The sequence below is a fragment of the Hungatella hathewayi WAL-18680 genome (assembly GCF_000235505.1).
GTDB lineage: Bacteria > Bacillota > Clostridia > Lachnospirales > Lachnospiraceae > Hungatella_A > Hungatella_A hathewayi_A.
This window is the reverse complement of sequence record NZ_JH379027.1, coordinates 2,656,704-2,682,060: the sequence shown is the minus strand read 5'-3', so window position 1 is coordinate 2,682,060 and position 25,357 is coordinate 2,656,704. Positions and strand designations below refer to the sequence as shown.

General features: G+C 52.9%; 23 protein-coding genes and 1 riboswitch. Of the genes, 3 read left to right on the top strand and 20 right to left on the bottom strand.

Annotated elements, in window-relative coordinates:
* Positions 1-41 precede the first annotated feature (41 nt).
* From plsX to HMPREF9473_RS12010, 5 genes are all read right to left on the bottom strand, one after another.
* On the bottom strand, positions 42-1,067 hold the full coding sequence (gene plsX, locus HMPREF9473_RS12030; protein ID WP_006780383.1) for a phosphate acyltransferase PlsX: 1,026 nt from the start codon (positions 1,065-1,067) through the stop codon (positions 42-44).
* Positions 1,068-1,287: 220 nt separating this feature from the next.
* Complete coding sequence (locus HMPREF9473_RS12025; RefSeq protein WP_006780382.1) at positions 1,288-2,328, bottom strand: ABC transporter permease subunit; 1,041 nt, start codon at positions 2,326-2,328, stop codon at positions 1,288-1,290.
* 1 nt (position 2,329) lies between these two features.
* Entirely contained in the window at positions 2,330-3,412 is a 1,083-nt protein-coding gene (locus tag HMPREF9473_RS12020; RefSeq protein ID WP_006780381.1) for an ABC transporter permease, read from the bottom strand.
* Positions 3,409-4,896, bottom strand: a complete 1,488-nt coding sequence (locus tag HMPREF9473_RS12015; RefSeq protein ID WP_080568859.1) for a sugar ABC transporter ATP-binding protein — start codon at positions 4,894-4,896, stop codon at positions 3,409-3,411. Before HMPREF9473_RS12015 ends, HMPREF9473_RS12020 begins: the two co-directional genes overlap by 4 nt.
* 94 nt (positions 4,897-4,990) lie before the next feature.
* The gene (locus HMPREF9473_RS12010; RefSeq protein ID WP_006780379.1) at positions 4,991-6,058 is read right to left on the bottom strand and encodes an ABC transporter substrate-binding protein; all 1,068 of its coding nucleotides are present in this window, start codon (positions 6,056-6,058) and stop codon (positions 4,991-4,993) included.
* Positions 6,059-6,444: 386 nt separating this feature from the next.
* Between HMPREF9473_RS12010 and HMPREF9473_RS12005 the strand changes: the two genes are divergently transcribed.
* Positions 6,445-7,527: a GntR family transcriptional regulator gene (locus HMPREF9473_RS12005; RefSeq protein WP_006780378.1), complete on the top strand. Its 1,083-nt coding sequence runs from the start codon at positions 6,445-6,447 to the stop codon at positions 7,525-7,527.
* Between the two features lie 5 nt (positions 7,528-7,532).
* On the opposite strand, the gene HMPREF9473_RS12000 is transcribed toward HMPREF9473_RS12005, so the two are convergent.
* Genes HMPREF9473_RS12000 through HMPREF9473_RS11990 form a run of 3 tightly spaced genes read right to left on the bottom strand, consistent with a single transcriptional unit; the run spans position 7,533 to position 11,720 of the window.
* Positions 7,533-9,149: a response regulator gene (locus HMPREF9473_RS12000; RefSeq protein ID WP_006780377.1), complete on the bottom strand. Its 1,617-nt coding sequence runs from the start codon at positions 9,147-9,149 to the stop codon at positions 7,533-7,535.
* A 34-nt stretch (positions 9,150-9,183) separates the two neighbouring features.
* Positions 9,184-10,221, bottom strand: coding sequence for an ABC transporter substrate-binding protein (locus HMPREF9473_RS11995; protein WP_006780376.1), 1,038 nt, complete (start codon positions 10,219-10,221; stop codon positions 9,184-9,186).
* The gene (locus HMPREF9473_RS11990) at positions 10,218-11,720 is read right to left on the bottom strand and encodes a sensor histidine kinase (protein ID WP_006780375.1); all 1,503 of its coding nucleotides are present in this window, start codon (positions 11,718-11,720) and stop codon (positions 10,218-10,220) included. The genes HMPREF9473_RS11995 and HMPREF9473_RS11990 overlap by 4 nt, the downstream gene beginning before the upstream one ends.
* A gap of 163 nt (positions 11,721-11,883) precedes the next feature.
* A riboswitch (NiCo riboswitch) is annotated at positions 11,884-11,978 on the top strand.
* A gap of 106 nt (positions 11,979-12,084) precedes the next feature.
* On the opposite strand from HMPREF9473_RS11990, the gene HMPREF9473_RS11985 reads away from it, so the two are divergent.
* Positions 12,085-13,047 carry a cation diffusion facilitator family transporter gene (locus tag HMPREF9473_RS11985; RefSeq protein WP_006780374.1) on the top strand — a complete coding sequence of 321 codons (963 nt, stop codon included), beginning with the start codon at positions 12,085-12,087 and terminating at the stop codon, positions 13,045-13,047.
* 46 nt (positions 13,048-13,093) lie between these two features.
* On the opposite strand, the gene rpmF is transcribed toward HMPREF9473_RS11985, so the two are convergent.
* The 4 genes from rpmF to HMPREF9473_RS11965 all read right to left on the bottom strand — a co-directional run bounded on the left by rpmF (position 13,094) and on the right by HMPREF9473_RS11965 (position 15,724).
* Positions 13,094-13,273 carry a 50S ribosomal protein L32 gene (gene rpmF, locus HMPREF9473_RS11980; RefSeq protein WP_006780373.1) on the bottom strand — a complete coding sequence of 60 codons (180 nt, stop codon included), beginning with the start codon at positions 13,271-13,273 and terminating at the stop codon, positions 13,094-13,096.
* Positions 13,274-13,275: 2 nt separating this feature from the next.
* Entirely contained in the window at positions 13,276-13,803 is a 528-nt protein-coding gene (locus HMPREF9473_RS11975) for a YceD family protein (RefSeq protein WP_006780372.1), read from the bottom strand.
* A gap of 112 nt (positions 13,804-13,915) precedes the next feature.
* Positions 13,916-15,112: an acetate/propionate family kinase gene (locus HMPREF9473_RS11970; RefSeq protein WP_006780371.1), complete on the bottom strand. Its 1,197-nt coding sequence runs from the start codon at positions 15,110-15,112 to the stop codon at positions 13,916-13,918.
* Between the two features lie 42 nt (positions 15,113-15,154).
* Entirely contained in the window at positions 15,155-15,724 is a 570-nt protein-coding gene (locus HMPREF9473_RS11965) for a PduL/EutD family phosphate acyltransferase (protein ID WP_006780370.1), read from the bottom strand.
* A 215-nt stretch (positions 15,725-15,939) separates the two neighbouring features.
* Between HMPREF9473_RS11965 and HMPREF9473_RS11960 the strand changes: the two genes are divergently transcribed.
* Entirely contained in the window at positions 15,940-17,229 is a 1,290-nt protein-coding gene (locus HMPREF9473_RS11960) for a nucleotidyltransferase (protein WP_006780369.1), read from the top strand.
* 57 nt (positions 17,230-17,286) lie between these two features.
* On the opposite strand, the gene HMPREF9473_RS11955 is transcribed toward HMPREF9473_RS11960, so the two are convergent.
* The 8 genes from HMPREF9473_RS11955 to HMPREF9473_RS11920 all read right to left on the bottom strand — a co-directional run.
* Positions 17,287-18,450: a class I SAM-dependent methyltransferase gene (locus HMPREF9473_RS11955; protein WP_006780368.1), complete on the bottom strand. Its 1,164-nt coding sequence runs from the start codon at positions 18,448-18,450 to the stop codon at positions 17,287-17,289.
* Between the two features lie 10 nt (positions 18,451-18,460).
* Positions 18,461-19,102: a histidine phosphatase family protein gene (locus HMPREF9473_RS11950; RefSeq protein WP_006780367.1), complete on the bottom strand. Its 642-nt coding sequence runs from the start codon at positions 19,100-19,102 to the stop codon at positions 18,461-18,463.
* 12 nt (positions 19,103-19,114) lie between these two features.
* Positions 19,115-20,479 carry a PFL family protein gene (locus HMPREF9473_RS11945; RefSeq protein WP_006780366.1) on the bottom strand — a complete coding sequence of 455 codons (1,365 nt, stop codon included), beginning with the start codon at positions 20,477-20,479 and terminating at the stop codon, positions 19,115-19,117.
* A 32-nt stretch (positions 20,480-20,511) separates the two neighbouring features.
* A complete protein-coding gene (locus HMPREF9473_RS11940; protein ID WP_006780365.1) occupies positions 20,512-20,784 on the bottom strand; it encodes an ACT domain-containing protein in 273 nt (90 codons plus the stop codon).
* Positions 20,785-20,976: 192 nt separating this feature from the next.
* Positions 20,977-21,774, bottom strand: a complete 798-nt coding sequence (locus tag HMPREF9473_RS11935) for an MBL fold metallo-hydrolase (protein WP_006780364.1) — start codon at positions 21,772-21,774, stop codon at positions 20,977-20,979.
* Between the two features lie 49 nt (positions 21,775-21,823).
* Positions 21,824-22,396 carry a dephospho-CoA kinase gene (gene coaE / locus HMPREF9473_RS11930; protein WP_006780363.1) on the bottom strand — a complete coding sequence of 191 codons (573 nt, stop codon included), beginning with the start codon at positions 22,394-22,396 and terminating at the stop codon, positions 21,824-21,826.
* A 10-nt stretch (positions 22,397-22,406) separates the two neighbouring features.
* A complete protein-coding gene (gene polA, locus HMPREF9473_RS11925; protein WP_006780362.1) occupies positions 22,407-25,082 on the bottom strand; it encodes a DNA polymerase I in 2,676 nt (891 codons plus the stop codon).
* Between the two features lie 31 nt (positions 25,083-25,113).
* The coding region (locus HMPREF9473_RS11920) for a hypothetical protein (protein ID WP_006780361.1) at positions 25,114-25,357 on the bottom strand (244 nt) is incomplete at its 5' end.

The following is a 25,357-nucleotide window of genomic DNA, read 5'->3' as shown; positions in this document are numbered from 1 at the left end:
TTTTAGAATTCTCTGAATTCTTTGATTCCTTCCATTCCGCGTTACGCTTCCTGATTCTCCTGGCCGGCTTCCTCTGGCTTCAGGCTCTCTCTTATCTTCTCATTAATCTCTTGTTCTTTGAATGTGACGCACTGGATGATGGAGTTCTTCACCTCCACCGCCTTGGAATTCCCGTGGGTCTTCACCACCAGGCCGTTTAAGCCCAGAAGCGGCGCGCCTCCGTACTGGCTGGCGTCAAAGGTCTTAAGCGTCTCTTTCAGCGCCGGCTTTACAAGCAGGGCGCCTATCTTGCTTCTTAGGTTCACCATCATACCACCCTTGACTTTGTTAATCAGAGTGGCTCCCACGCCTTCATACAGTTTCAAGATTACATTTCCAACAAAGGCTTCGCAGACAATCACGTCCGCCCCGCCGTGAGGTATCTCTCTGGCCTCAATGCTGCCGATAAAGTTGATATCCTTACACTCTTTTAACAGTGGAAATGTCTCTTTCACCAGGGCATTGCCCTTCTCCTCTTCCGCGCCAATATTCACGATGGCAACTCTCGGATGCTTAATTCCTATTACGTGTTCCATGTAAATAGAACCCATCCGTGCAAATTGTACCAGGTGGGAAGCTCTCGCGCCCACATTGGCTCCGCAGTCCACTAACAGCGACACACCGGTCTCCGTGGGGATAAGCGGCGCTAACGGGGGACGTTCCACACCCTTAATTCTGCCGACAATCACCTGACCGCCCACCAATATGGCTCCTGAACTGCCTGCGGATACAAAGGCATCCGCCTCCTGCTTCTTCACCATATTCATGCCCACCACAATCGAAGAATCCTTCTTCTTTCGGATGGCATTCACCGGCGGCTCCTCCGTCTCTATCACCTCAGAGGCATGTACCACACTCACCCGGTCTCTGGGATAGTCCTGCTTCTCCAGTTCCTTCTTGACAATGTCTTCCTGTCCCACAAGGATTACCTGAATCTGCGTCTTCTCCCTGGCGGCTTCCACCGCTCCCTTCACGATTTCCGCGGGAGCATAATCACCGCCCATGGCGTCAACTGCTACTTTAATCATCTACGCTTCTCCTTTCAGCCCACCGCAAACCAACACACGTATGGACTTTCTTACTAAATGCCTTAGATAATCTATTACATAATATACTAGATATCATTCTATAAATCAATACGATTTTACAGATTTTTCAAAAACGCCAAAAATGTGCCGAAAATGCCGGAGGCATCCACTGCCCCCGGCATTCCCGATTCCGATTATTCATACTTTTTTCATGCCATCGCTAATGCTTGCGTGCCAGAATCACGCTCTGAACCACCAGGAACACGCACAGCATACCCGCCACGGTAATTCCGGTCCACCACGCCTGGTCCAGGCCGATGGAGGACACGATATTCTGGATGGTGCTCAGGGACAGCACCCCCACAAAGGTTCCGAAAATATTTCCAACGCCTCCGGTCAGCAGGGTCCCCCCGATAATGGAGGAGGCGATGGCGTTCATCTCCATGCCGCTGGCGTGGGAAGCCGAACCAGAGCCCACGTGGAGGAAGTACACGTAGCCGCCGATACCAGCCAGCAGTCCGCAAAGTAAATGGGACAGGAATCTGGTCCGCTTCACATTGATGCCCAGCATCAGCGCGCTCTGCCGGTTTCCGCCCACCGCATAGAAATTGCGGCCCAGCTTCGTCCATTTCAGCACGCAGAACAGGATAATGACCGTCAGAATCGCCACGATAACGCCGATTTCCACGTAGGCATTGACATATTTTCCAAGTTTATTCACCGTTCCCAGCCCCGGAATATTGATTCTCACATTCTTGAGGGCGGAAAACGCTTCGTTGGCCACGTTAAACGGCGCCGTGTGGACGATGGTCGTCATGCCTCTGGCAAAGAACATCCCCGCCAGGGACACAATAAACGGCTGGATGTCCAAGTAGGCCACCAGAAAGCCCTGCACCGCTCCAAAAGCCAGGCCGATGCCGAGAGCAATCAGCAGGGAAGTAAACACATCGCCTCCCTGGTAATCCAGATACACGGCGCAGCTCATGCTGACCAGAGCCACCACGCCGCCCACGGAGATATCAATCCCGCCGGTTATCATCACCAGACTCATGCCGCAGGACGTGATAATCAGCGCCGCGTTGGCATTTAAAATATTAAAGAATGTCTGGGGCTTTAAAAAACCCTTTTTTAAGAACAGCATGGCTCCTATGTACATCACGACGAAGACGATCACGGTGATGAACAGCAGCAGATTGGTGTCGGTCAGCTTTTTTGTCCTGCCCGGCATGACGCTGCCGCCCGTATTATGTTTCTTTGCCATATCAACCGACCTCCTTCTGCTTTTTTAAGTTCTTTCCCAAAGCGGACAGCTTCGCCTTGACGGCCGGCGCGCTGATCACCACCAGCAGAATAACCACCATGGCCTTGTAGGCTGGAAGCGCGTCTGAGGAGACATTGAATTTGTAGAGCGTCGTGGTCAGGAACTGAATCACGTATGCCCCTAAAATGGAGGCCATGATGTTGAACTTGCCGCCGCTCAACACATTTCCACCAAGGGCCACAGCCAGAATCGCATCCATCTCAATATCCTTCGCGATCACCGAGTAGTTGATGGTGGATAAGCGGCTGGTCTTGATCAGGGCCACCACGGCCACGCACAGGCCGAGAATCACAAAGCTCAGCCATTTGATAAATGTGGGATTCAGTCCGTTTAATCTGGAGGAATCCGAGTTGATGCCCACGGCCTGGGTGTAAAGCCCTAAGTTGGTGAACTTTAGCACCAGCATGGTGATGACGATACACACCACTGCCAGGAAAAACGGCGTCGGAATCGGTATTCCGGGAATAAATCCGCCAAAATAGGTGAAACTCCTGTCCGTGACGATGGGAAGCTCATTGTTGTTAATCCAGGCGGCGATGGAGCGGCCTGCCGTGTAGAGAATCAGCGTGGCCACCATGGGCTGGATGTTAAAGATGGACACCAAAACGCCGTTGAAGGCGCCGAACAGCATGGCGACCACACAGGCTGTCAGGAATGCCAGCAGTATCGGCGCCTGAAGGGTTCCGTCTCCGCCGCGGCCCACTAAAACCCGGAGTATCACGGAGCCGGCAATGGCTGTCGCCGCCCCCACACTGATATCCTGTCCGCCGGATGCCGCCGTCACTAACGTCATGCCGATGGACAGAATCGCCACCTCCGAGCCGTAATCCAGAATCGTCATCAGGTATCCGGTCAGGACCGGGTCTCCCCCGCTGTTTCTTCCCAGGGTAATCTTGAAAAAGGATGGGTCCAGTGCCAGGTTGAATACCACCAGAAGTAACAGCGCCGCTATGGGGATAAAGATCTGCTTCCGGAAGATATGGCCCATGGCCCCGGATGCAGTTACATGTTTCTTCTCTGTCATAACATCTCACCTCCGGCAATAGTTTCCATCACTTTGCTCTGTGTCAAATCCTCATCGGAAAGCTCTCCCACCACTCTCCTGTCCCGCATGACAATCAGCCGGGAGCAGGTCCGCAGCATCTCGTCCGTCTCCGAGGAGATGAAGGTCAGACTCATGCCCTCCGAGGCCAGTTTCAGAACCAGCTTCTGAATCTCCACCTTGGTTCCGATATCGATACCTCGGGTGGGCTCATCCAGGATCAGATACTCCGGATGGGTCAGCAGCCAGCGGGCCAGTATCACCTTCTGCTGGTTTCCGCCGGAGAGAGACTTGATCGGCGTATCCGCCGAGGCCGTCTTGATTTCCAGCAGTTTGATATACTCCTCCGCCAGCTTGTTGGCCTCCGCCTTGGAGAAGGGCTTGAAAAAGCCACGGAGCACCTGGGCCGCCAGGATGATATTGTCCCGCACGGACAAGTCTCCCACGATGCCGTCCCGCTTTCTGTCCTCCGGCAGGTAGGCAATGCCGTTTTTCATGGCGTCCAGAGGTTTGGTTATCTTGATGGGTTTCCCGTTCTTTTTGATGGTGCCGGCGATAACCTTATCCGCGCAGAAGAGGGCTCTCACGCACTCACTCCGCCCGGAACCCAGAAGGCCGGTAAACCCGTTCACTTCGCCCTTCTTGATATGGAAGTCAAAGGGCTTGATTCCCGCGTCGCTCTGAAGGCCCTCGGCCTCAATGACGTACTCGTCGTCGCCGTTGTAGCCTGTGGTCTCCCCCTTGATATCCTCCATGTCGTCCAGCTCCTTGCCGAGCATCTTGGCAACCAGCTTTAACCGGGGCAGTTCTTCGATTACATACTCGCCCACCAGCTGGCCGTCCCGCAGTACCGTGATTTTGTCACAGACCTCGTACACCTGGTCCAGAAAATGGGTGACAAAGATGATGCCCACGCCCCTCGCCTTCAAATCCCGCATCAGGCCGAAGAGTTTTTCCACCTCCGACTCATCTAAGGAGGAGGTTGGCTCATCCAGAATCAACACCTTACAGTCCATATCCACCGCCCGGGCGATGGCCACCATCTGCTGGATGGCGATGGAGCAGTCGGACAACTGCTGGGTGGCCTGTGCCGGAATCCCCAGGTTGTTTAACATCCGCTCGGCGTCCCCGTTTATTTTCTTCCAATTGGTGATCTGGGATTTTCCCCGGCCGATGTACATGTTCTCGGCCACCGTCAGATTGGGGCACAGGGTAATCTCCTGATACACCGTGCTGATGCCCAGGTTCTGGGCGTCCTGGGGCGATTTAATGACTGCCGGCTTGTCGAGACCGGACAGATAGATTTCGCCCTCGTCCTTCTCGTATACCCCGGTCAGAACCTTGATTAAGGTGGATTTTCCCGCTCCGTTTTCTCCCATCAGCGCGTGAATCTCCCCCTCGCACAGCGTAAAGTCCACCGCCTGCAGCGCCCGTACCCCGGGAAAGCTCTTGTGTATATTTCTCATTTCCAATACAGAATGTTCTTTCACCAGTGATATTCACTCCTTTTTATTGAAAAAGAGCGCAGATGCCGCGCTGCGCTCTTTTTTGTTTTAGCCATTAGATTCCATATTTCTCAACGTCTTCTGCTGTGATGGTCGTCGCGTCAAAGCCCTTCTCTTCCATAATGATGGTCTTCTCGCCGAGAGCTTCTCCGCTCTCCACCTTCTTGATAACCTCATCAATGTAAGCGGCCTGGAATGGGTTACACTGGCCGTCGTAGTTCCAGTTCTGGTCTAACAGTTCCTGAAGCGCCCACTTGTTGCAGTCAAAGCCCATAACGATGACGTCCTTGCCCACGCCGTGGGAGATATTGGCTTTATCAAGCGCTGCCACGGCGCCCTTTGCCATATCGTCGTTCTCCGCGTAGATCACATTGAATTTGGTGCCGGAGTCAATGACGGACTGTACAATCTGCTGTGCCTTCTCCGAGTTCCACTCTGCGGTCTGCTGGGTTACCAGATTCCAGGAAGCCTCAGCGGCAACTTTAGTATCCAGCGCGCCGGTACGTCCCTGCTGTGCGGCGGAGCCCATCACACCCTGAATGTGGATGATGTTGTAATCGTCTAAGCCCTGGTCTGCCAGCCATTTCACGGCGGTGTCGCCCTCTTTGTTCATATCGGAAACGATGGAAGCCAGATATAAGTCCTCGCTGGCGTCGATGGTACGGTCAAACAAGATCACGCCGATGCCTGCGTCCTGGGCATCCTTCAACACACTGTCCCATCCGGAGGTATCTGCCGCGGATAACAGCAGGTAATCCACCTCATCCTGGATGAACTTCTGTGCCGCCGTAATCTGCTCATCGTTCTTTAAGCTGTAAGCAAATGAAGCGTCATAGCCATTTTCCTTGGTAAACATGGCTTTCAAATCAGCATCGTTGGCGGTACGGTACCCGGACTCGTTGGGGTCATTGTTGATGATGCCGACCCGGATTAACTCTCCGCTGTCAGCTGCAGGAGCTGCCGCCTCTGTGCCAGCATCCGCTGCCGGTGCCTGAGTTGTGGCTGGCGCTTCCGTCGCCGCCGGCGCCTGGGTGGTTGCCGCCGTGTCGGAGCTTCCGCATCCGGCCAGCCCAACTGCTGCCATGGATAATACCAACATTGTTGCAAGTGCTTTCTTTCTCATCTTTTTTCCTCCGCTTATCTGATTTTTTTCACACTGGGGAGTTGTTCTTCCCTGTGCTTTTATCTTATCAGCCGAAAGTTCTGTCTTCAATCGAAAAACCCTTTGTAATTCCTGATTTGGCAGTTCTTTACAATACAATTTTGTCATGTTATAATCGAAATACAATACAAATTTACATCTGGACGGTTATTTTTTCAGGATAAGTAGAAAATCTTAAGATTTCCCCTGGTTTTCCAACAAAATTCGACAATTTTCCGTTTGTGCACTTTTCTGTTTTCCGGAAAAAAGGGGAGATTTTTTATCCTGTTTGTAAATTTTTTACGCTGCCGGAGGTAGTCGGATTTCGGCAGATTGTCGACTTTTCTATGATGGGACGGAGGTATTTTATGGCAATCAAGTACAAATGGCTGGCGGAGCGTTTGGAGCTGCTGATACTGAAGAATATTCAGGCCGGTATCCACAAGCTGCCAACCGAGCAGCAGCTCTGCACCCGGTATCACGTCAGCCGCCAGACGGTGCGCATGGCGATGGCGATTCTGGAGGAAAAGGGGCTGATTGTCCGGAAGCAGGGAAGCGGCGCCTACATCACCGGGCGCTCCCAAAAGCCCCTGGGCAATGTCATCGGCATTCTCATCTCCAGCGACCAGGAATATATCTATCCCGGAGTGATAAGCGATATTCAAGATACTCTCTCCGGCCACGGGTTCACCGGACAGGTGTTTGTCACCGGCAACCAGGTGGAACAAGAGCGGGAAATTCTACTGGAACTGCTGAAGAATCCACTTCGAGCGCTGATTGTGGAGGGTTGTAAGAGCGCGCTCCCCAACCCGAATCTGGATTTGTACCGGAAATTGATGAAAAAGAATTGTCAGATTGTATTTTTATATAACTACTATCCCGCCCTGTCCGACTGCATCCACATCAAGGATGACAATGTTTCCGGCAGCGCCCTGCTGGTGGAATATCTGGTGCGGCAGGGGCATACGGCCATCGGCGGCATTTTCAAATCGGATGATATGCAGGGCATCGAGCGGTATCAGGGGTTTGCTGAGACGATGAGGGATATGGGGATACCGGTGTCGGACAAGCGGGTCTCTTGGTATGGCTCCCGCCAGTTAGACCGGCTGCTTTGCCACAAGGATACCGGCTTTTTGAAGGAAATGATAGAGGAATCTTTAGGCGGCTGCACGGCGGTTGTCTGCTACAATGATATCATTGCCTACTATCTCGTGGATGAGCTGCTTAACGCCGGTTACAAGCTGCCGACCGACATGGCTATTGCCGCCTTTGACAATACCTACTTCAGCAACTCTCCCCTGCTGACGGTGACCACCCTCTCCCACGAACCCCACGAGATGGGGACGAAGGCGGCCCAGGCCGTCATCCAAAAACTGAACGGGCTCCCTGTTCTGTCACAGGAAACCCGTTGGAAACTGAATTTGAAAGAGAGCACGCAGACGGACCGGTAACCTTATCAGTGTTTTTTCTCGGCGCGGTACTCCCTGGGACTGCATCCCAGCTGTTTTTTGAACACGAAGCTGAAATAGTGGGCATCCTTGTAACCCACCTCTCTGGCGATTTCGCTGGAGCTTTTGTCGGTCTGCTTTAGCAGCTTCCTGGCTTTCTCAATCCGCTTCTCCGTCACATACTCCACAAAGGTTTTCTGCATAGTCTGGCTGAAGATGGCGCTTAGGTAATTGGCGCTCATGCCGATATGCTCGGCCACCAGATTTAAAGACAGGGCGTCGCTGTCGTAGTTCTCATCGATGTAGTCCAGCGCCTTCTTTAACATTTTCCCGCCCTGATAGCTGTTCTCCCGATCCCGTATCTCCATGGCGGTCCGCAGCATCAGGACGAAATACTCAAACACCTGGCTGTCGTCCTGGTGAATCATCCGGACGGCCTCCTCGATATCATCCTGGTAGTCCTTCTGGTCGGCCCCTAAGGACTCCAGAAAGGCCACGACGGCGAAACGGATATTTAAAATCACGTAGCTTCGAAACATTCTCGATTTCAGCGCGCTGTTGATATTCTGAAGATAGGATTCCACAAAATCGTGTATCTCCTTGTCTCCCCCTCTCGCCAGAAAATCCCGGATGATTTCCGGGTCCATCCGCATGAAATCCACCTTCTCCAGCTTCTCCTCCTCCTGCCCGCCCAGGCAGCCGGCCAGAGTGGCCTCCGTGAGGATGTGCTGGTTTGGCATGATGAAACGGTAGGCAAAATAATGGTTGGCCTTCTCGTAGCACTGGGGAAGAAGGCTTAACCGCTCCACCGGCATTCCCACGGCCACATACCAGCTGGTGTCTGCCTCCTCCGGGCCGCAGACCTGTTTCATGTGGGCCAGACTGTTCTCCGCCAGCAGCTCCATCTGGGACGGCTCTCCCTTGATGAGGACGCCGTAGCAGTTCACATTTAACCGGAACAGGATGTACTGGGGGTGTCTTAAAAAATAGTGGAACACCTCCTCCTGCTTCCTCATAAAACGCTCCTCCGACTCCCTGGTGGGGGACTCGTGTTTCTCGTAGATGGAGAAGAGAAGCAGGTTGTAACAGGAGGCTGTCAGCGGAATGGATTTCTGGGCCGCCTCCTCGTAGATCTCCTTGACGGACAGCTTGCCGTCCAGAATCTTCTCAAAGAACCGCCGGAGGGCGAACTGCTCAAACTCCTGCATCTCGTCCTGGTATCTGGCCTGGTAATCCTTCTGCTCCGGCTCCTGCTCGATTTTTTCCTTTATCTCTAACAGGGCGTTTCGCAGCACGGTCCTGGTGATGGGCTTTAATAAGTACTGGTCCACCCCCGCGGCGATGGCCTGGCGGGCGTACTCAAAATCGTCGTAGCCGCTGATGATAATGATTTTCATCTTGGGGAACTCTTCCTTCACAATCTCGCTTAGGGACAGTCCGTCCATAAAGGGCATCTTGATGTCGGTCAGCAGCACGTCCGGCTTGATTTTCCGGATCAGAGGCAGGGCCATCTCCCCGTCGCTGGCCTCCCCCGCCAGTTTAAATCCATACTGCTCCCAGGGGATTTTATCCCGGAATCCCTCCCGGATAACGCTTTCGTCCTCAACCAAAAATACTTTCAGCATCCTGCTTCCCTCTCTTTACGCTAATTGTTATATGCTAACCGTCACTGCCGCTTCGGAATTCCTGGATATTCTCTCTTGTAAATACCCGCTCCGGAAGAAAATTCATCTTATCCACGGTTTTGCCGCTCTCCAGCTGTCTGATGATGGCCTCCGCATACTCCCCCTGGTTGGGGTTGCACTCGATGTCGGCGGTTATGATTCCGTCCTCCACCAGCTTTAACGCATCCTCCACCGCGTCGAAGGAGATGACCAGGATGTCTCCGGCCTCCCCCACGGTCTTCCCCGCCTGGTGAATGGCGTCCAGGGCCCCGAAGGTCATGTCATCGTTCTGGGAAATGACCACGTCGATATCCTCATACCGGGCCAGCAGCCGTTTCATCTCCTCCTGCCCCTTGGCCGTCGTGAACTCCGCGTCCACCTGCTCCAGTATCAGCCAGTTGGGATGCAGCTTCGCCACTTCATCAAATCCGGTGCTCCGCCCGATGGTTGCGGTGGCCCCTTTTGTTCCCTGAAGGACAACCATCCGGATGTCCTCCTCCTGGCGCCCCCGGGCCTTCAAATATCCGGCTAAGGTCTCCCCGGCCATCTGCCCCTCCTTTTGGAAGTCAGAGCCGATCCAGGTGGTGTAGAGAGACTGGTCTTTCACATTTACCTTTCTGTCTATCAAAATCACCGGGATACCGGCCTCCTTCGCCTCCTGGAGCACCGTGTCCCAGCCGTCCTCCGTGATGGGGGAAAATACGATATAGTCCACCCGCTGGGAGATAAAACTCCGCAGCGCCTTAATCTGATTCTCCTGCTTCTGTCTCGCATTGTCAAAAATCAGGAAGTAACCGTTTTCTTTTGTAAATGCCTTCCGGATGGAGGCGGTGTTGGCGGTTCTCCACACCGACTCGCTGCCCACCTGGGATACCCCTACCACAATCAGGTTGTCATCGGTGGGTGTCCGCATATCCTCCGCCTTCTCCTCCCCCGGAGCCGCATGGCAGCCCGCCAGAAGCATTACAAAGAGGAGGACAGGGAGTACCAGGCCAAAGAACTGGCGGCCGGTTCGTTTCACTGACAGTTTCATGCATGTTCCCCCCTCTTCGCTTTTGTGGCGGGAATGGTCAGCGCCACGGTAGTTCCCACCATTTTACCGGATTCGATGCCCAATCCGTATTCCCCGCCGAAATACATATGAATCCGCTCGTTGACATTGGCAAGACCGAAGCCCTTCTCCGTCTCCCGGCAGGGGCGTTCCATCTCCCGGCGCAGCTGCTCTAACTCTTCCTCCTCCATACCCACGCCGTTGTCGCTGACGATGAGGCGGAGGATATCGCCGTCCTTCTCCCCGCTGATGTGGATGCAGCCCTTGGCCCGCTTGTATTTGATTCCGTGGTAGATGGCATTTTCCACCAGGGGCTGCAGGGTCAGTTTCAGTATCTGGTAGTCGTACAGCTCCTCGTCGATCCGGATGTCGTACTCCAGAATGTCCCGGTAGCGCACCTTCTGTATCTCCAGGTAGCTGTTGATGTGCTGTTTTTCCTCCCGCAGGGTGATGAATTCCTTTCCCCCGCTGAGCACCAGCCGGAAGAAGTCAGACAATGTCACCACCATGTCCACCGCCTCGTCCGCCTTGTTCCCCTCAATCAGCCAGACGATGGTGTCCAGAGTATTGTACAGAAAATGAGGATTAATCTGCTCCTGTAACAGCCGCAGATCCAGCTGTCTCATCTTCTGCTCATCCTCCTTGATTTTGTTCACCAGGCTCTGCATGTTCCCCGCCATGTCGTTAAACCCGTTGGCCAGCACCTCCAGCTCATCCTTGGAGTCAATCTCCGCCCGGACACTGAAATCTCCCTCGGAGACCTTTCTGGTGGCGTCGTAGAGTACCTTCACCGGCCGCAGGATGCCGGAGGTAATCACGTAGGTCACAGCCACCGTCAACACCACCAGCACAACCACCAGCACGCCGCAGGCGATGAGAAAGCTCTGGATCCGCTGGTTCAAGTTGCCGGTCAGTTCCTCCATGCTCTGGGTCTGGTAGTAGATATAGTACTGGATATCGTCCTGTATCAGCTCCGTCAGGATGTAAATGTTGTTGTCCAGCATCTCGATGTTTTCATCGTACTTCCCGCCGATTCTGATATTATCCAGAATGTCGTCCACCCGCTTTTCCAGGGTGTCAATATTTCTCAGCAGAGTCTCCAGCCACACCTTACTCTCCGCCTCGGTGGTGATGTCACGAAGCATCGTAAACTCGCTGCGCAGCTCGTCAATCAGGGCGTAGGGGTCCTTCAACATCTCGTCCTCGGAAATGTTCTCGAACTCCACATACCCCACCACCAGCTTGTACAGACTCTCGTCCATCTCCTCCTTGAAGTTCAGGTTATAGCCGTTGGCCACGGTCATGCTGCTCACGATCTTGTCGTAGGTCCGGCTGTAATTAATCATGGACACTAACAGCACCACCACCAGAATCAAAAACGGCACCACAATGGCCGCCGATAACATCAGTATCTTCTGGTTGATGGAAAACTTGATCGGTCCGGCCTCTGCATCTTTTTGCTGAAAGATATTCCGCTTCATCTCATTTGTCCCCGTATGTATTTCTTGATATCTGTTTTATTATAAACGAATTGACGGGTTTGGACAATAAAAATCAGCAGGAACCTTGACGCCCTGCCTCACATATGTTATCATTACAGACATCTCTTTGCACTGCCAACAGCCTTCGGGCTATGTTATAGCAGCGGTACAAACTGAGCAGGCGATGGACCTTTTATCAGGAGGTTCGTGGGGCCGGGCCATTTTTGGCAGCAGGTGCATGGCATCTGCGGGACAGTCAGTGTGTCCTGCGGGTGTATTTTTTTACCCTTTTTCCGTATAGACGGGACACACGCGCTATCAAATGGAGTGTCATAGAGCTATCTCAAACCTGGAGGTAACTATTATGAAACAACGTACCAACGAACAAATTGCAATGCACGTATCCGTAATAACCATTGTCCAGAACCTAACTTTGAGCGTCTTTAAACTGGCGGCCGGGCTGATTGCCCATTCCGGGGCCATGATTTCCGATGCCGTCCACTCCGCCTCCGATGTGATGACCACCTGTGTGGTGATGGTGGGTGTGAAGCTGGCCAACCGGGAGCCTGACAAGGAGCATCCCTATGGCCACGAGCGGCTGGAATGTGTGGCGGCGCTGATACTGGCGGTTCTTTTGGGACTCACCGGCCTTGGCATCGGCTGGACGGGGGTGGAAAAAATCAGGGCAGGCAGCCAGGCGCTGGTGGTGCCCGGCAGGCTGGCGCTGGCCGCCGCCGTAGTCTCCATCGTCGTCAAGGAGGCCATGTACTGGTACACCCGGGCCACCGCAAAAAAGATAAATTCCGGCGCCCTCATGGCTGACGCCTGGCATCACCGCTCGGATGCCTTGTCCTCCGTGGGCAGCTTTGCTGGTATTCTGGGCGCCCGTATGGGCTTTCCCGTTCTGGACCCGGCGGCCAGCGTGGTGATCTGCATCTTTATCATCAAGGCGTCCGTCCACATCTTCCGGGACGCGATTTCCAAAATGACGGACCGCTCCTGCGATGACGACATTATCAGTGCCCTCGGCGATACCGTGAGGGCCAACGAACAGGTGCGGGCGATTGACCGCCTTACCACCCGGCTGTTTGGGGATAAATTTTATGTGGAACTGGAAATTGAGACGGATGCGGATATCCCTCTCTCCCAGGCTCACGGTATCGCCCAGCAGGTCCACGACGCGGTGGAACGGGATTTCCCGAAGGTAAAACACTGCACGGTTCTCGTCAATCCGGCCAGGGAACAGGTGGAGACAGAAGATGTGGATTCAGAATTTATGAAATCAAACTATGTAGAACCTGAGCGTCCGGAATCCGTTTCCGGGTAAAACATAAGGCCTTTGAGGAAACTCCCCAAAGGCCTTGTTTTTGTTTTTAGTCAACGCTGATGATTTCTTTCTTGTTGTAAGAGCCACAAGCCTTGCAGACTCTGTGCGGCATCATTAAAGCGCCACATTTGCTGCATTTTACCAGGTTTGGAGCGCTCATCTTCCAGTTAGCTCTACGTTTATCTCTTCTTGCTTTTGAAGATTTATTCTTTGGACAGATAGACATGGTTACACCTCCTTAAACTGTTTAAAAATATCCTGAATGACTGACATTCTCGGGTCAAGCGAACTTCTATCACATTCGCATGTCTCGTGATTGAGATTCGCCCCACATCTATTACAAATCCCCTTGCAATCTTCATCGCACAGGACCTTCATAGGTAAGTTCAGCAACAGTTCATCACGAACAAGCTGGTCGACATCCAGATTATAACCTTTTAAATAGGGCTGCTCATCCAGGTCTTCTAACCTCTCTTCTTCCGTCAGCTTCATATCAAGCGTCCGTTCGATAGTAAGATGAAAATCATTCCTCACCGGTTCCAGACAGCGGTCACATGGAATCATCAGGGAAAGACCTGCTTCCCCCTCCAGCACCAGCGTCCGGTCACCCACATTGGTTACCTTCAGACTCACCGGTTCCTGGCTGACAATCTCATAGACACCGTCAGGTGCCTGAAACTGTTTCATCTCAATATCAAGAGTATAGTGTTTTACTTTTCCTTCACTGGTAAACAACTCTGATAAATTAACTAGCATATTAATCTCCTTAATACGCACCTCTGCTATTATACATACGCAAATCCGGTTTGTCAACCAAATCTTTCTAAATTATTGCTAAGATTCTACTATATATAGCCCGGATGGAAACTTATTTCACCAGAGCAAGGGTCTCTCTCGCAATTGCCAGCTCCTCGTTGGTCGGAATCAGCATTACTTTCACCTTGGAATCCGGAGCAGAGATGATTCTCTTCTGGCTTCTCACATTGTTGGCCTCATCGTCAATCTTCACGCCAAGGTAGCCTAAGGATTCACAGATAGCCTTTCTTCCAGGTTTGTCGTTCTCGCCCACACCTGCGGTAAATACGATGGCATCCACACCGTTCATGGCTGCCGCGTAAGCGCCGATGTATTTAATCACACGGTACTGGAACGCGTCAAGCGCTACGGCTGCCAGGTGGTTGCCCTCCGCCTTCGCGTTCTCAATGTCACGGAAGTCGCTGGAAATGCCGCCGCTCATGCCAAGGACACCGGACTTCTTGTTCAGAATATCCAGAACCTCGTTGACGGTCTTGCCCTCTTTGTTACAGATAAACTGTACCACAGCCGGGTCGATATCGCCGCTTCTGGTTCCCATAATCAGACCTTCCAGAGGGGTCAGGCCCATGCTGGTGTCCACACATTTGCCGCCGATGGAAGCGGAAACGCTGGCGCCGTTGCCTAAGTGGCATACGATAACCTTTGCCTTCTCCGGGTCCAGATTGCCAAATTTGATCGCCTCGCCGGATACAAACTTGTGGCTGGTGCCGTGGAAGCCGTATCTTCTGATGCTGTATTTCTCAAAGTACTCGTGAGGAATGGCATAGAGATAAGCCTTCTCCGGCATGGACATGCCAAATGCAGTGTCAAAGACTGCCACGTTCGGTGTGCCAGGCATGGTCTCCTCGCAGGCCTCGATGCCCATCAAGTTGGCCGGGTTGTGTAACGGGCCAAGGTCGAAACACTCTCTTACGACTCTCTTCACGTCGTCATTGACAATAATGGAATCGCTGTACACAGTTCCTGCATGGAGCACACGGTGTCCCACTGCGGATATCTCACTGGTATCCTTGATAACGCCGTAAACCGGGTCTACCAGCGCGTCCATAACCATCTTGATGGCTGTGGAATGGTTCGGCATTGGATTTTCTACCACATGCTTGTCCTTGCCTTCCGCCTCGTGGGTCAGCTTGGAGCCCTCGATACCGATTCTCTCACAGAGACCTTTTGCCAGTACACTCTCGTTCTCCATATCAATTAACTGATATTTCAGGGAAGAACTGCCGCAGTTGATTACTAAAATTTTCATATTGGATTATTTCTCCTTTATTTTACTTTCTTTTTCAATTCCCTATTTCACAATCTCGCCGAATACTTCTCTGCCACAGCCAGCCGCGTTGGACTCATCGGTATCAATGTGCATCGCCAGCGCGTAGGATGGGCTGACACGTACCACGACGTCGCCGAACACCAGGCTTCTCTCCGGAGTGTCAATCTTAACGGATACGATATCCTTGTCAGCAACGCCAAGCTCTGCCGCATCTTCCGGAGTTGCGTGGATATGACGTTTTGCAGCGATAACGCCCTCGGTCAGCTCTACCTCGCCGCAGGGACCTACCAGCTTGCAGGAGCCGCTGCCAGCAATGTCGCCGGACTCTCTTACCGGTGCGCTCACACCGATGGAGCGGGCATCAGTCAGGGATAACTCTACCTGGGTGTCTTTTCTAACCGGTCCCAAGATGGATACGCCTGGCATCTCCTTCTTGCTTCCAACAACAGTCACTCTCTCCTCACAGGCATACTGGCCTGGCTGGGATAAATCTTTCTTCTTGGTCAGCTCGTAACCCTTCCCAAATAAAATCTCCAGATGCTCCTGTGTTACATGTACGTGACGCGCAGATGTTTCAACCATGAATTTCATACTTATATACTCTCCTATTCTTTAGAAATACAATCAAACACTCTTTCTCAGTGTCTCTACCCTTATTCTATTTGCTTTACCTTATTTTTTCAAGTCTTGTCCTGAAATAACTTTGCATTTTTTACAAAACAATGGCTTTTCTTATAAAAAATGGTATACTATTCACGGGCTATGATGATAAAAAGCCTAAGTTTGTTAAAAAAAGGACAAAGTGTATGAAAAAATCGGGGAATTTTTCTGTCGTTGGAATCATAGCGGAGTATAATCCGTTTCACAATGGACATGCCTACCATATCGCTAAAGCGAAGGAGTTGTCCGGGGCGGATGCCTGCGTTGTGGTGATGAGCGGCGACTTTGTGCAGCGGGGTGCTCCCGCTGTCTATGATAAATATATCCGCACCGCTATGGCCCTGAAGTCCGGGGCCGATTTGGTGCTGGAAATGCCGGCGCGCTTCGCTGCCTCCAGCGCCGAGGATTTTGCGGCCTGCGGCGTGGCTCTGCTCCGCCATCTTGAAGTGGTTTCCCACCTCTGTTTTGGGAGTGAGTGTGGGGATATGCATCTGTTGTCCCAGGTATCTGATATTTTAGCCAGGGAACCGGCTGTTTATACAGAAACGCTGAAGGAGGGACTGCGGCAGGGACTCACCTTTCCGGAAGCCAGAGAACCGGCTGTGATGGAGTATCTGAAGACTTCCGGAAATGAAGCCGGGTCCAATGAGCCGCTGATAGAATCCTTGCGGCAGGTTCTTGGTTCCCCCAATAATATTCTGGGGATTGAGTACTGCAAGGCACTGAACCGGCAGAACTGTAATATCACGCCTCTGACTATTCAGCGGGCAGGCAGTGGTTACCATGACACGGAGATGACGGACTGCTTTGCCTCCGCTACCGGAATCCGGAAGACTTTGCAGGAGATGCAGGATGGACAGCCATTGCAGGCGCTTAAAAATCAGGTTCCGGAGGACGTTCTCACCGCCCTGACCGACTGCCGTCCGCTGTTTGCCGAAGATTTCTCCGCCTTATTAAACGCCACACTGCTAAATCTGGTCCACAGCGGAGCGCGTCTCAGTGACTATGCGGACGTCTCAGAGGAGCTGGAAGCCAGACTGCGCTCTATGCTGCTGGAATTTGGCTCCTGGGAGGAGCGGATTCAGCGGTTAAAAACAAGGCAGTACACCTACACCAGAGTCAGCCGCGCCCTGCTTCACCTGATGTTAGGCATCAAGAAAACTGACATGGAAGCCGGCCGCGCCCTGGATTATGCTCCTTATGCCAGAGTCCTGGGATTTAAAAAGGATTCCACCGGCCTTCTGACGCAAATCAAGGCCCGGAGTGATATCCCGCTGATAACTAAAACAGCTGACGCCGAAAACATCCTGACGCCAGCCGCCTATACGATGCTGCAACAGGATTTCCACTGCTCCCACCTATACAATGCCGTATGGAATGGCCGCTATCAGCAGCCGCTCCCCAACGAATTCAGCCGCCAGATAGTTATCCTCTAACTCTCTGACGGCTGTTTTTTAACCACATTTCCCATATTTTCCTGTTATGTGAATGTCTCAATCCTCTTCATCCTTCAACAACCGGAACAGCGTTGGCTCCACCGACAGAAATGTCATCAGTTCCTCCAATTCCTTCCGGTTGTCCTTCTTCTCTCCCTGGCGCACCGCCCGAATCAGAATATTCTTTGGCGTATGCTCCATATCGATAAACTCCAGAATCTGCGTCCGGTACCCCCGGCTTTCCAGCAGCTGGGCGCGGATGGCATCCGTGTAGAGAGCCGCCATACGTTCCTTTATCAGCCCATATTGAAACACCGGCCCCATCAGTTTATTATCCATCTGACCATTCAGTTCATGCTGGCAACATGGCACCGACAATATCACCGACGCGTTCCATTTCACCGCCTTGGCCAGCGCATAGTCCGTGGCCGTATCACAGGCGTGAAGCGTCACTACCATATCTACCTGGCTGACGCCCTCGTAAGTGGCGATATCTCCATGGTAAAACTTCAGATTCTCAAATCCATATTTCTCGCTGAGCCGGTTGCACCGGTCTATCACATCCTGCTTCAAGTCCAGACCGATAATCCGAATGGAATACCCCTGTAACTCCCGCAGATAGTAGTACATGGCAAAGGTCAGATAGGATTTCCCACAGCCAAAGTCAATAATGGTCACTTCCCGGTTCTTTGGCAGTCTCGGCAGAATATCCTCGATAAACTCTAAAAACCGGTTAATCTGTTTAAACTTGTGGTATTTTGCCTTCACAACGGCCCCGTCGGCCGTCAGCACCCCCAAATCCTCCAGAAATGGAACCGGCTTTCCCTCTTCCAGGATATACCGCTTCTGCCGGTTATGGCTCAAATTCACAGGCGCGGCCGTTATTTTCGCCGGCTGCTGCCGCCTGGCCTTCACCGTAACCGTGCCCTTTTTGCTCACCAGCACATGGAGACTGCCGGCCCTGGAGGTAAGCTCCATCTGCCGGAAGGTTCCATCCAGCAGGGCTACCATGTAACGGATGGCTTCCTCTTTTTCCAGATTCTTGTGAAATGCCTGCTTTCCACGGAATTCCTCCACCTGGAATACCAGTTTCTCCCGCATGATTAGCGGACGGACTTTCGCCTTCAGGATGGATTCCTTATCACAGGAGTTGCTGAACACTGCCTGCTCCATGGACTCGGTTAAAAAATATTCCAGTTGCTCTTCCAAATCTTTATTCATAGATACCTGCTTAATTTTCCTGCCCCGCCCAGTGACACCGCAAAAGCTCCGGCTCCTGTTCCAGATGGGCATAGTCATTGAAACGCTCCAGCACAAAAAACGGTTTCTCCGGGCTGTACTCCAGTTCTGTGATGCTGCAATTCTCTAAGCTGCCGCCAATCAGGCGGGCCTTGGCCAGATTCATTTCCAGTATTCCCGCTGTTACACTACGGATGACACCGCCGTGGGTGACCACCGCCACCCGGTTAAGACCGCTTTGGGCAATCTCCAGTAGGATTGGCATGGCACGTTGAATCACATCACCGGCGCACTCGCCGCCGGGGTATGGCAGGTCCTCCAGCATTTGGTTTTGGCGGAGTTTGAATTCGGCGAAGCGCTCCGCAATGACATCGTCGCTGAGTCCTTCCATATCGCCGAAGGATATCTCCCGCAGTTCCGGGCGGATGACGTGTTCTACGTTCCAGTAGCGGTTGGCGGTCTCGGCAGTCTGGACGGCTCTCAGTAAATCGCTGGAATAGAGTTTTTCGATTCCGGCATGCTCAAGCCTCCTGCCGACAAGCTCGGCCTGGCGGTATCCTTCTTCACATAAATCCACATTGGCATTGCACAACCGGCTGCACTGCCGGCCATGCCGTATCAAATATATTTTCATCCTATTACCATCCTAGTTTTTAAAACTGTGTATAGGCGCTGGTATTCTTCCGCCTCGATTGACAAACTTTTCACAAGAATACTGGTTCACCGGCATTACCGGCGCATAGCCCAGCAATCCACCAAACTCCACCGTCTCCCCGACTCCCTTTCCAATCACCGGGATCAGCCGGACTGCCGTGGTCTTCTGGTTGATCATACCGATAGCCGCCTCGTCCGCGATAATGCCCGCCAGCGTCGCCGCCGTGGTATCTCCCGGAATCGCAATCATATCAAGTCCCACGGAGCAGACACAGGTCATGGCTTCCAGCTTCTCCAGGGTCAGGGCGCCCATGGTCACCGCGTCTATCATTCCCTGGTCCTCGCTGACCGGAATGAACGCGCCGCTGAGTCCCCCCACATAGGAAGACGCCATCACGCCGCCCTTCTTCACCTGGTCGTTGAGCATGGCGAGAGCCGCCGTCGTTCCCGGCGCGCCCACGCGCTCCAGTCCAATCTCCTCCAGAATCTCCGCCACACTGTCTCCCACCGCCGGTGTCGGCGCCAAAGACAAATCAATAATGCCAAAAGGAACCCCAAGACGTTTGGACGCCTCCTGGGCCACCAGCTGTCCCACACGGGTAATCTTAAACGCCGTCCGCTTAATGGTCTCACACAGCACCTCAAAATTCTCCCCGCGGGCCTTCTCAATAGCCGTCTTCACTACGCCCGGTCCGCTGACGCCCACATTGATGATGGCATCCGCCTCCGTCACGCCGTGAAATGCCCCCGCCATAAACGGGTTGTCATCCGGCGCATTGCAGAACACCACCAGCTTGGCACAGCCAAGGGAATCATCCTCCTTGGTGGCCATGGCGGTCTCCTTGATAATTTCCCCCATGAGACGAACCGCGTCCATATTCAGTCCCGTCTTCGTGGAGCCCACATTGACTGAACTGCACACCCGCTCCGTGCTGGCCAGAGCCTGGGGAATGGAGCGTATCAGATTCTCCTCCGCCGGCGTCATGCCCTTGCTCACCAGAGCCGAATATCCGCCGATAAAATTCACTCCCACATCCTTCGCCACCTTATCAAGGGTCCTGGCAATACTGACGAAATCCTCCGGGGATTTGCAGGCACAGCCGCCAACCAGCGCAATAGGAGTCACGGAAATTCTCTTGTTCACAATCGGAACGCCGAAATCTCTGGCGATGGCGTCGCCGGTGGACACTAAATCCTTGGCCTTCCCATAAATTTTGTCGTATATTTTTTGATTCAGGGCTTCCAGATTATTGTCACAGCAGTCTAACAGGCTGATCCCCATGGTAATGGTTCTCACATCCAGCTTCTCCTGCTCAATCATATTGTTGGTCTCGATTACTTCAAACATATTTAACATGGCTGGTCCATCCTTCTCTTCTGGTTTCGGTCTTAAATCCGGTGCATTTTTGTAAAGATTTCTTCTCTCTGGCATTTGATTTTGACGCCAATCTCATCGCCAAGCTGCTCCAGCTCCTCCGAAACCGCCTCAAAAGGCTTCGCCGCGCCGTCATTATCCACAATCATCATCATGTTGAAAAATCCCTGAACGATGGTCTGGGAAATGTCCAGAATATTAATCTGGTTGTCCGCCAGGTACGTACATACCTTCGCAATGATTCCTACGGTATCTTTTCCTACTACGGTAATGATAGTCTTGCTCATAATGCATCTCCTCTTTTTTCTTATGATTTATGTTAACTGTCCAAAGGGCGGGAATAATGATATAAAAATCAGCGTCAAGCTTGCTTGTAAGAGGATTTTTATATCATTATTCACATCGGAGGGACCTCCGATGCTTCTTGTATGGCTGTAAGCCATGCAAGAAGATACCCCCCTGAATAGTTACGATTTACATTAAATAGTAATGATCTCCGACATAAAGTCCCGCTTCGCCACCGCGATAGAAAAATCCGCCGAGTGATACCCGTGGTCTCCCTGCTCAATCTCCAGCTTCACCGTCTCATACGCCAGCTCTTCATAATTATTTTCCTTGCTTAAATGTCCCAGCAGGATGTTCTTTAAATTGTCATGCAGTATGTAATTCAAAAGCCTTCCCGCATTTTCGTTGGACAGATGTCCGTGGTCGCCCAAAATCCTGCGTTTCAGATAATAGGGATAAGGGCCCGTCTCCAGCATATTCACATCGTGGTTGGATTCCAGCAAAATGGCGTCCAGCCCCTGGAGATGGTCGATGATGTACTGGTCAAAATGTCCCATATCCGTCGCCACCGCCACCGATTTGCGCTCGCACTGAATCCGGTAGGCCACCGGGTTAGCGGCGTCGTGGTCGATGCGGAAGGGTTTCACCTCCATATCACCAATCATGAAATCCACATCCGGGTGAATGGGCTTCAACAGCTCCTCCGGGTATTCCCCCAGATATTTCATCTTCCGTATCTCCTCCAGCGTCTCCCTGGTGCTATAAATGGGAACGCCGTGCTTCCTCGCCAGCACGCCAAGCCCCTTCGTGTGGTCGGAATGCTCGTGGGTGATGACAATCCCGTCAAGCTCCCCGCCCTTGATGCCGATTTCATTTAATCCCTGCTCAATGCGCTTGTTGCTGATGCCCGCATCCACCAGGATATGGGTGTTGTCGGAGCCCACATAAATACAGTTGCCGCTGCTTCCGCTGGCAATACTTACTAGTCTCATCTCTACCTCCAATGCCCCGCCTTCCACTCCGGCAGGGGCAATTATACTCTTATTTCAGGAGCAGGGCAATCTGCCGCCCCGTATCCTCCAGGGAGCCGTTGTTGTCAACGACAGCGTCCGCCATCCTTCGAAACTCCTCCTCCGGCAGCTGGCTGTCCATAACGCTCCTGGTTTTCTCCCGGCTGTAACCGCGTCCCTCCAAAAGACGGGCCATGCGGTTCTCCTCTGATGTATAAACATACCATAATTCTGTATAAATGTCACGATGATTTTCATCCGGAAGCGCCGCTTCCACCACCACCAGCTCCGAATCGGAACCTTCAATCTGCCGGCGGATGGACGCCCAGACCAGCGGGTGGATGATGCCGTTGACCGTCTGAAGCATCTCATCGTCGTGAAACATCAGCGCCGCCATCCGCGGGCGGTCGATGGTCTTATCGGTCGCCAAAATCCTATCCCCGTACAGGGCCACCAGTTTCTCATACCCGGCGCCCCCCGGCTCCATCAGCTCCCTGGCCACCAAATCGGCCTGGATGACCTGGGCGCCATATTCCCGTTCCAGAATCTCCAGCACCCGGCTCTTTCCTGAACCGACGCCACCTGTAATCCCGATTACCTTCATCTCTCACCCTCTATTTCGCGTCAAACCAGGTGTCTCCGGTGGATGCCTCCACCTCCAGGGATACCTTCAAGTCCGCCGCATGCTTCATCTGCTCCGTCAGGATTTCCTTCACCTGCTCCACCTCATCCCTGTGGGTTTCCACCAGAAGCTCATCGTGGACCTGAAGCACAATCCGGGACTTCATGCCAGCTGTTCTCAGGGCATCGTCCACGCGAATCATGGCAATCTTCATAATGTCGGCCGCCGTCCCCTGAATCGGAGAGTTCATGGCCACCCGCTCCCCGAAGGAGCGCTGCATGAAGTTGGCGGATTTAAGCTCCGGTATGGGCCGTCTCCTGCCAAAGATGCTGGACACATAGCCCTGCTCCTTGCCCTGGGCCACCAGGTTGTCCAGGAACACCTTCACTCCCGGATAAGTCTCAAAATATTTGTTAATATACTCCAGCGCCTCTTTTCTGGAAATGCTCAAGCCCTCGCTGAGTCCAAAAGCGCTGATGCCGTACACGATTCCAAAGTTCACCGCCTTAGCATTGCGCCGCTGCAACGGGGTCACCTCCTCCAGAGGCGTATGGAACACCTGGGAGGCCGTGATGGCATGGATATCCTGGGCGTCCCGGTAAGCGGCAATCAACCGCTCGTCCCCCGACATGTGAGCCAGAATCCGAAGCTCAATTTGGGAATAATCCGCGTCCACAAACACATATCCGTCCTCCGGCACAAACACCTTGCGGATGGCCCTTCCCAGTTCCATTCTCACCGGAATATTCTGAAGATTGGGCTCCGTGCTGCTGATTCGTCCGGTGGCCGTAATGGTCTGGTTGAAGGTTCCGTGAATCCTTCCATCGGCTCCGATGTAGTTGGCCAGACCCTCCGCGTAGGTGGAGTTTAATTTGGTCAGCTGGCGGTAGTCAAGTACCTTCTGCACCAGCGGGAAATCCGGCGCCAGTTTGTCCAGAACGTCCGCCGCTGTGGAGTAGCCGGTCTTGGTCTTCTTGCCGTGAGGCATTTTCAGATGCTCGAAAAGCACCTCTCCCAGCTGTTTTGGGGAATTGATATTGAAGCTCTCCCCCGCCTCCTCATAGATTTCCTGCTCCAGCACATCGATCTTTACTTTCAGCTTCTCGCCGTATTCCTTTAATGCATCCCGCTCCACTTTGATGCCGGCCTTCTCCATATGGTACAGACTGTATATCAGAGGCATCTCGATATCGTGGAACAGACTCTTCATCCCTGTCTCTTCCAGACGGCTTTCCAGAATAGGGGCCACTTTCCATGGGATATAGGCCATATAGCAGGCACAGATGCCGGCTTTCTCCTGGCCGTCCTCCAGCGCCTTCCCCACACTCACCTTTCCCAGCAAATCGGCCTGGGACGGCACGGTCATGCCCAGATAATCCCGGGCCAGATCGTCGTAGTCGTAGGTATCCTTCAGCGGGTTTAACAGATATCCGGCCACTCCGGTGTCATACAGGGAGCTGTCCGCCTCCAGTTCCAGATAAGGCAGCAGTTTTTTCACTCCCAGCACTGCCGTCAGACCGGCGTTCTCACAGAGCATCCCCGCTTTCTCCACCAGATAGTCCGGCGTGATAAAGCCACCGGCTGTCACGCAGGCGCATGTCTTCTCGCCCACGCAGACCGAGAGTCCCTTTACGGAAGCGCCGGTCTTTCCCGACTCTGACTTCTCTGTTCCGGCCTCCACAATCAACTGTAAGCCCAGTGTGCTTTTCTTTTCCTTTAATACCAGGTTAAAAAATTCCTCCGCCTGTCCAAAATCGTCGATGACACGGAAATGCTGTTCCACATCCACGCCGCCCACCTCATCCGCGTCGAACCGGGCCAGAATGGATTTGAATTCCAGGCGCTTCATAAACTGGTACGCCTCTTTCGTGTACAGATTCCCAATCTTCGCATCCTCATAGGAAAATGGGATGGGACAGTCGATGCAGATGGTGGCAAGCTCCTTGCTCATCTGCGCCATATCGTAATGCTCCTCCAGCGCCTTCTGGGCCCTTGGGGGCTTAATCTCACTTAAGTGGGCGTAAGCATTTTCAATGTTTCCGTAGTTGACGATCAGGGTGGTAGCCGTCTTCTCGCCGATGGACGGCACGCCGGGAATATTGTCGGAGGCATCTCCCATCAGGGCCTTCACGTCGATAAATTCCGTGGGCGTCACCTGGTACTCCCGCTTCACGTCCTCCGGGTAGTAATCCTTCACTTCCGTTGTGCCCCGGCTGGTTTTGGGAATCCTGATTTTGATGCGGGTGTCCGCCAGCTGCAGCAAATCCCTGTCGCCGGAAATCACCGAAACCTCAATTCCGTCGGCCGCGCACCGCTTCGCCAGCGTTCCCAGAATATCGTCTGCCTCGTAACCGGCCATAGTCATAATGGGAATCTCCATGGCGGCCAGCACCTCTTTCATCAGCGGCACCTGCTCCCGCAGTTCCTCCGGCATAGGCTTTCTGGTGCCCTTGTAGGCCTCGAACATCTTGTGGCGGAAGGTAGGCTCCTTCAAGTCAAAGGCCACCGCCAGATGGTCCGCCTTCTCCTCCTCCAGTATCTTAAACATAATATTGAGGAACCCGTACACCGCGTTGGTGTGAAGTCCCTCAGAATTGGTAAGCTCCGGAACCCCGTAAAAGGCCCGGTTCAATATGCTGTGTCCGTCAATCAAAACTAATTTGCTCATCGTCTGCTCCTATCCCATCGTTATCAAAAATCTAAAAAATCCCCGTCTGCCACCAGATACGCATCTGAAGCACCAGTATGACCAGCACACAGATGACCATCAGGGTGTCAAAGGCATACCGGCAGATATCAAATACCCTCAGCGTGTAGAGCCGCTGTTTGGACGTGATAATGTCCTCCTCCATGGCTCCCTTTATATTATAGGTGCCGGTGTCCATATCCAGCTGCCGGATACCCACATCCACGGTATAATATATCTCCAATTCTTCCTTACAA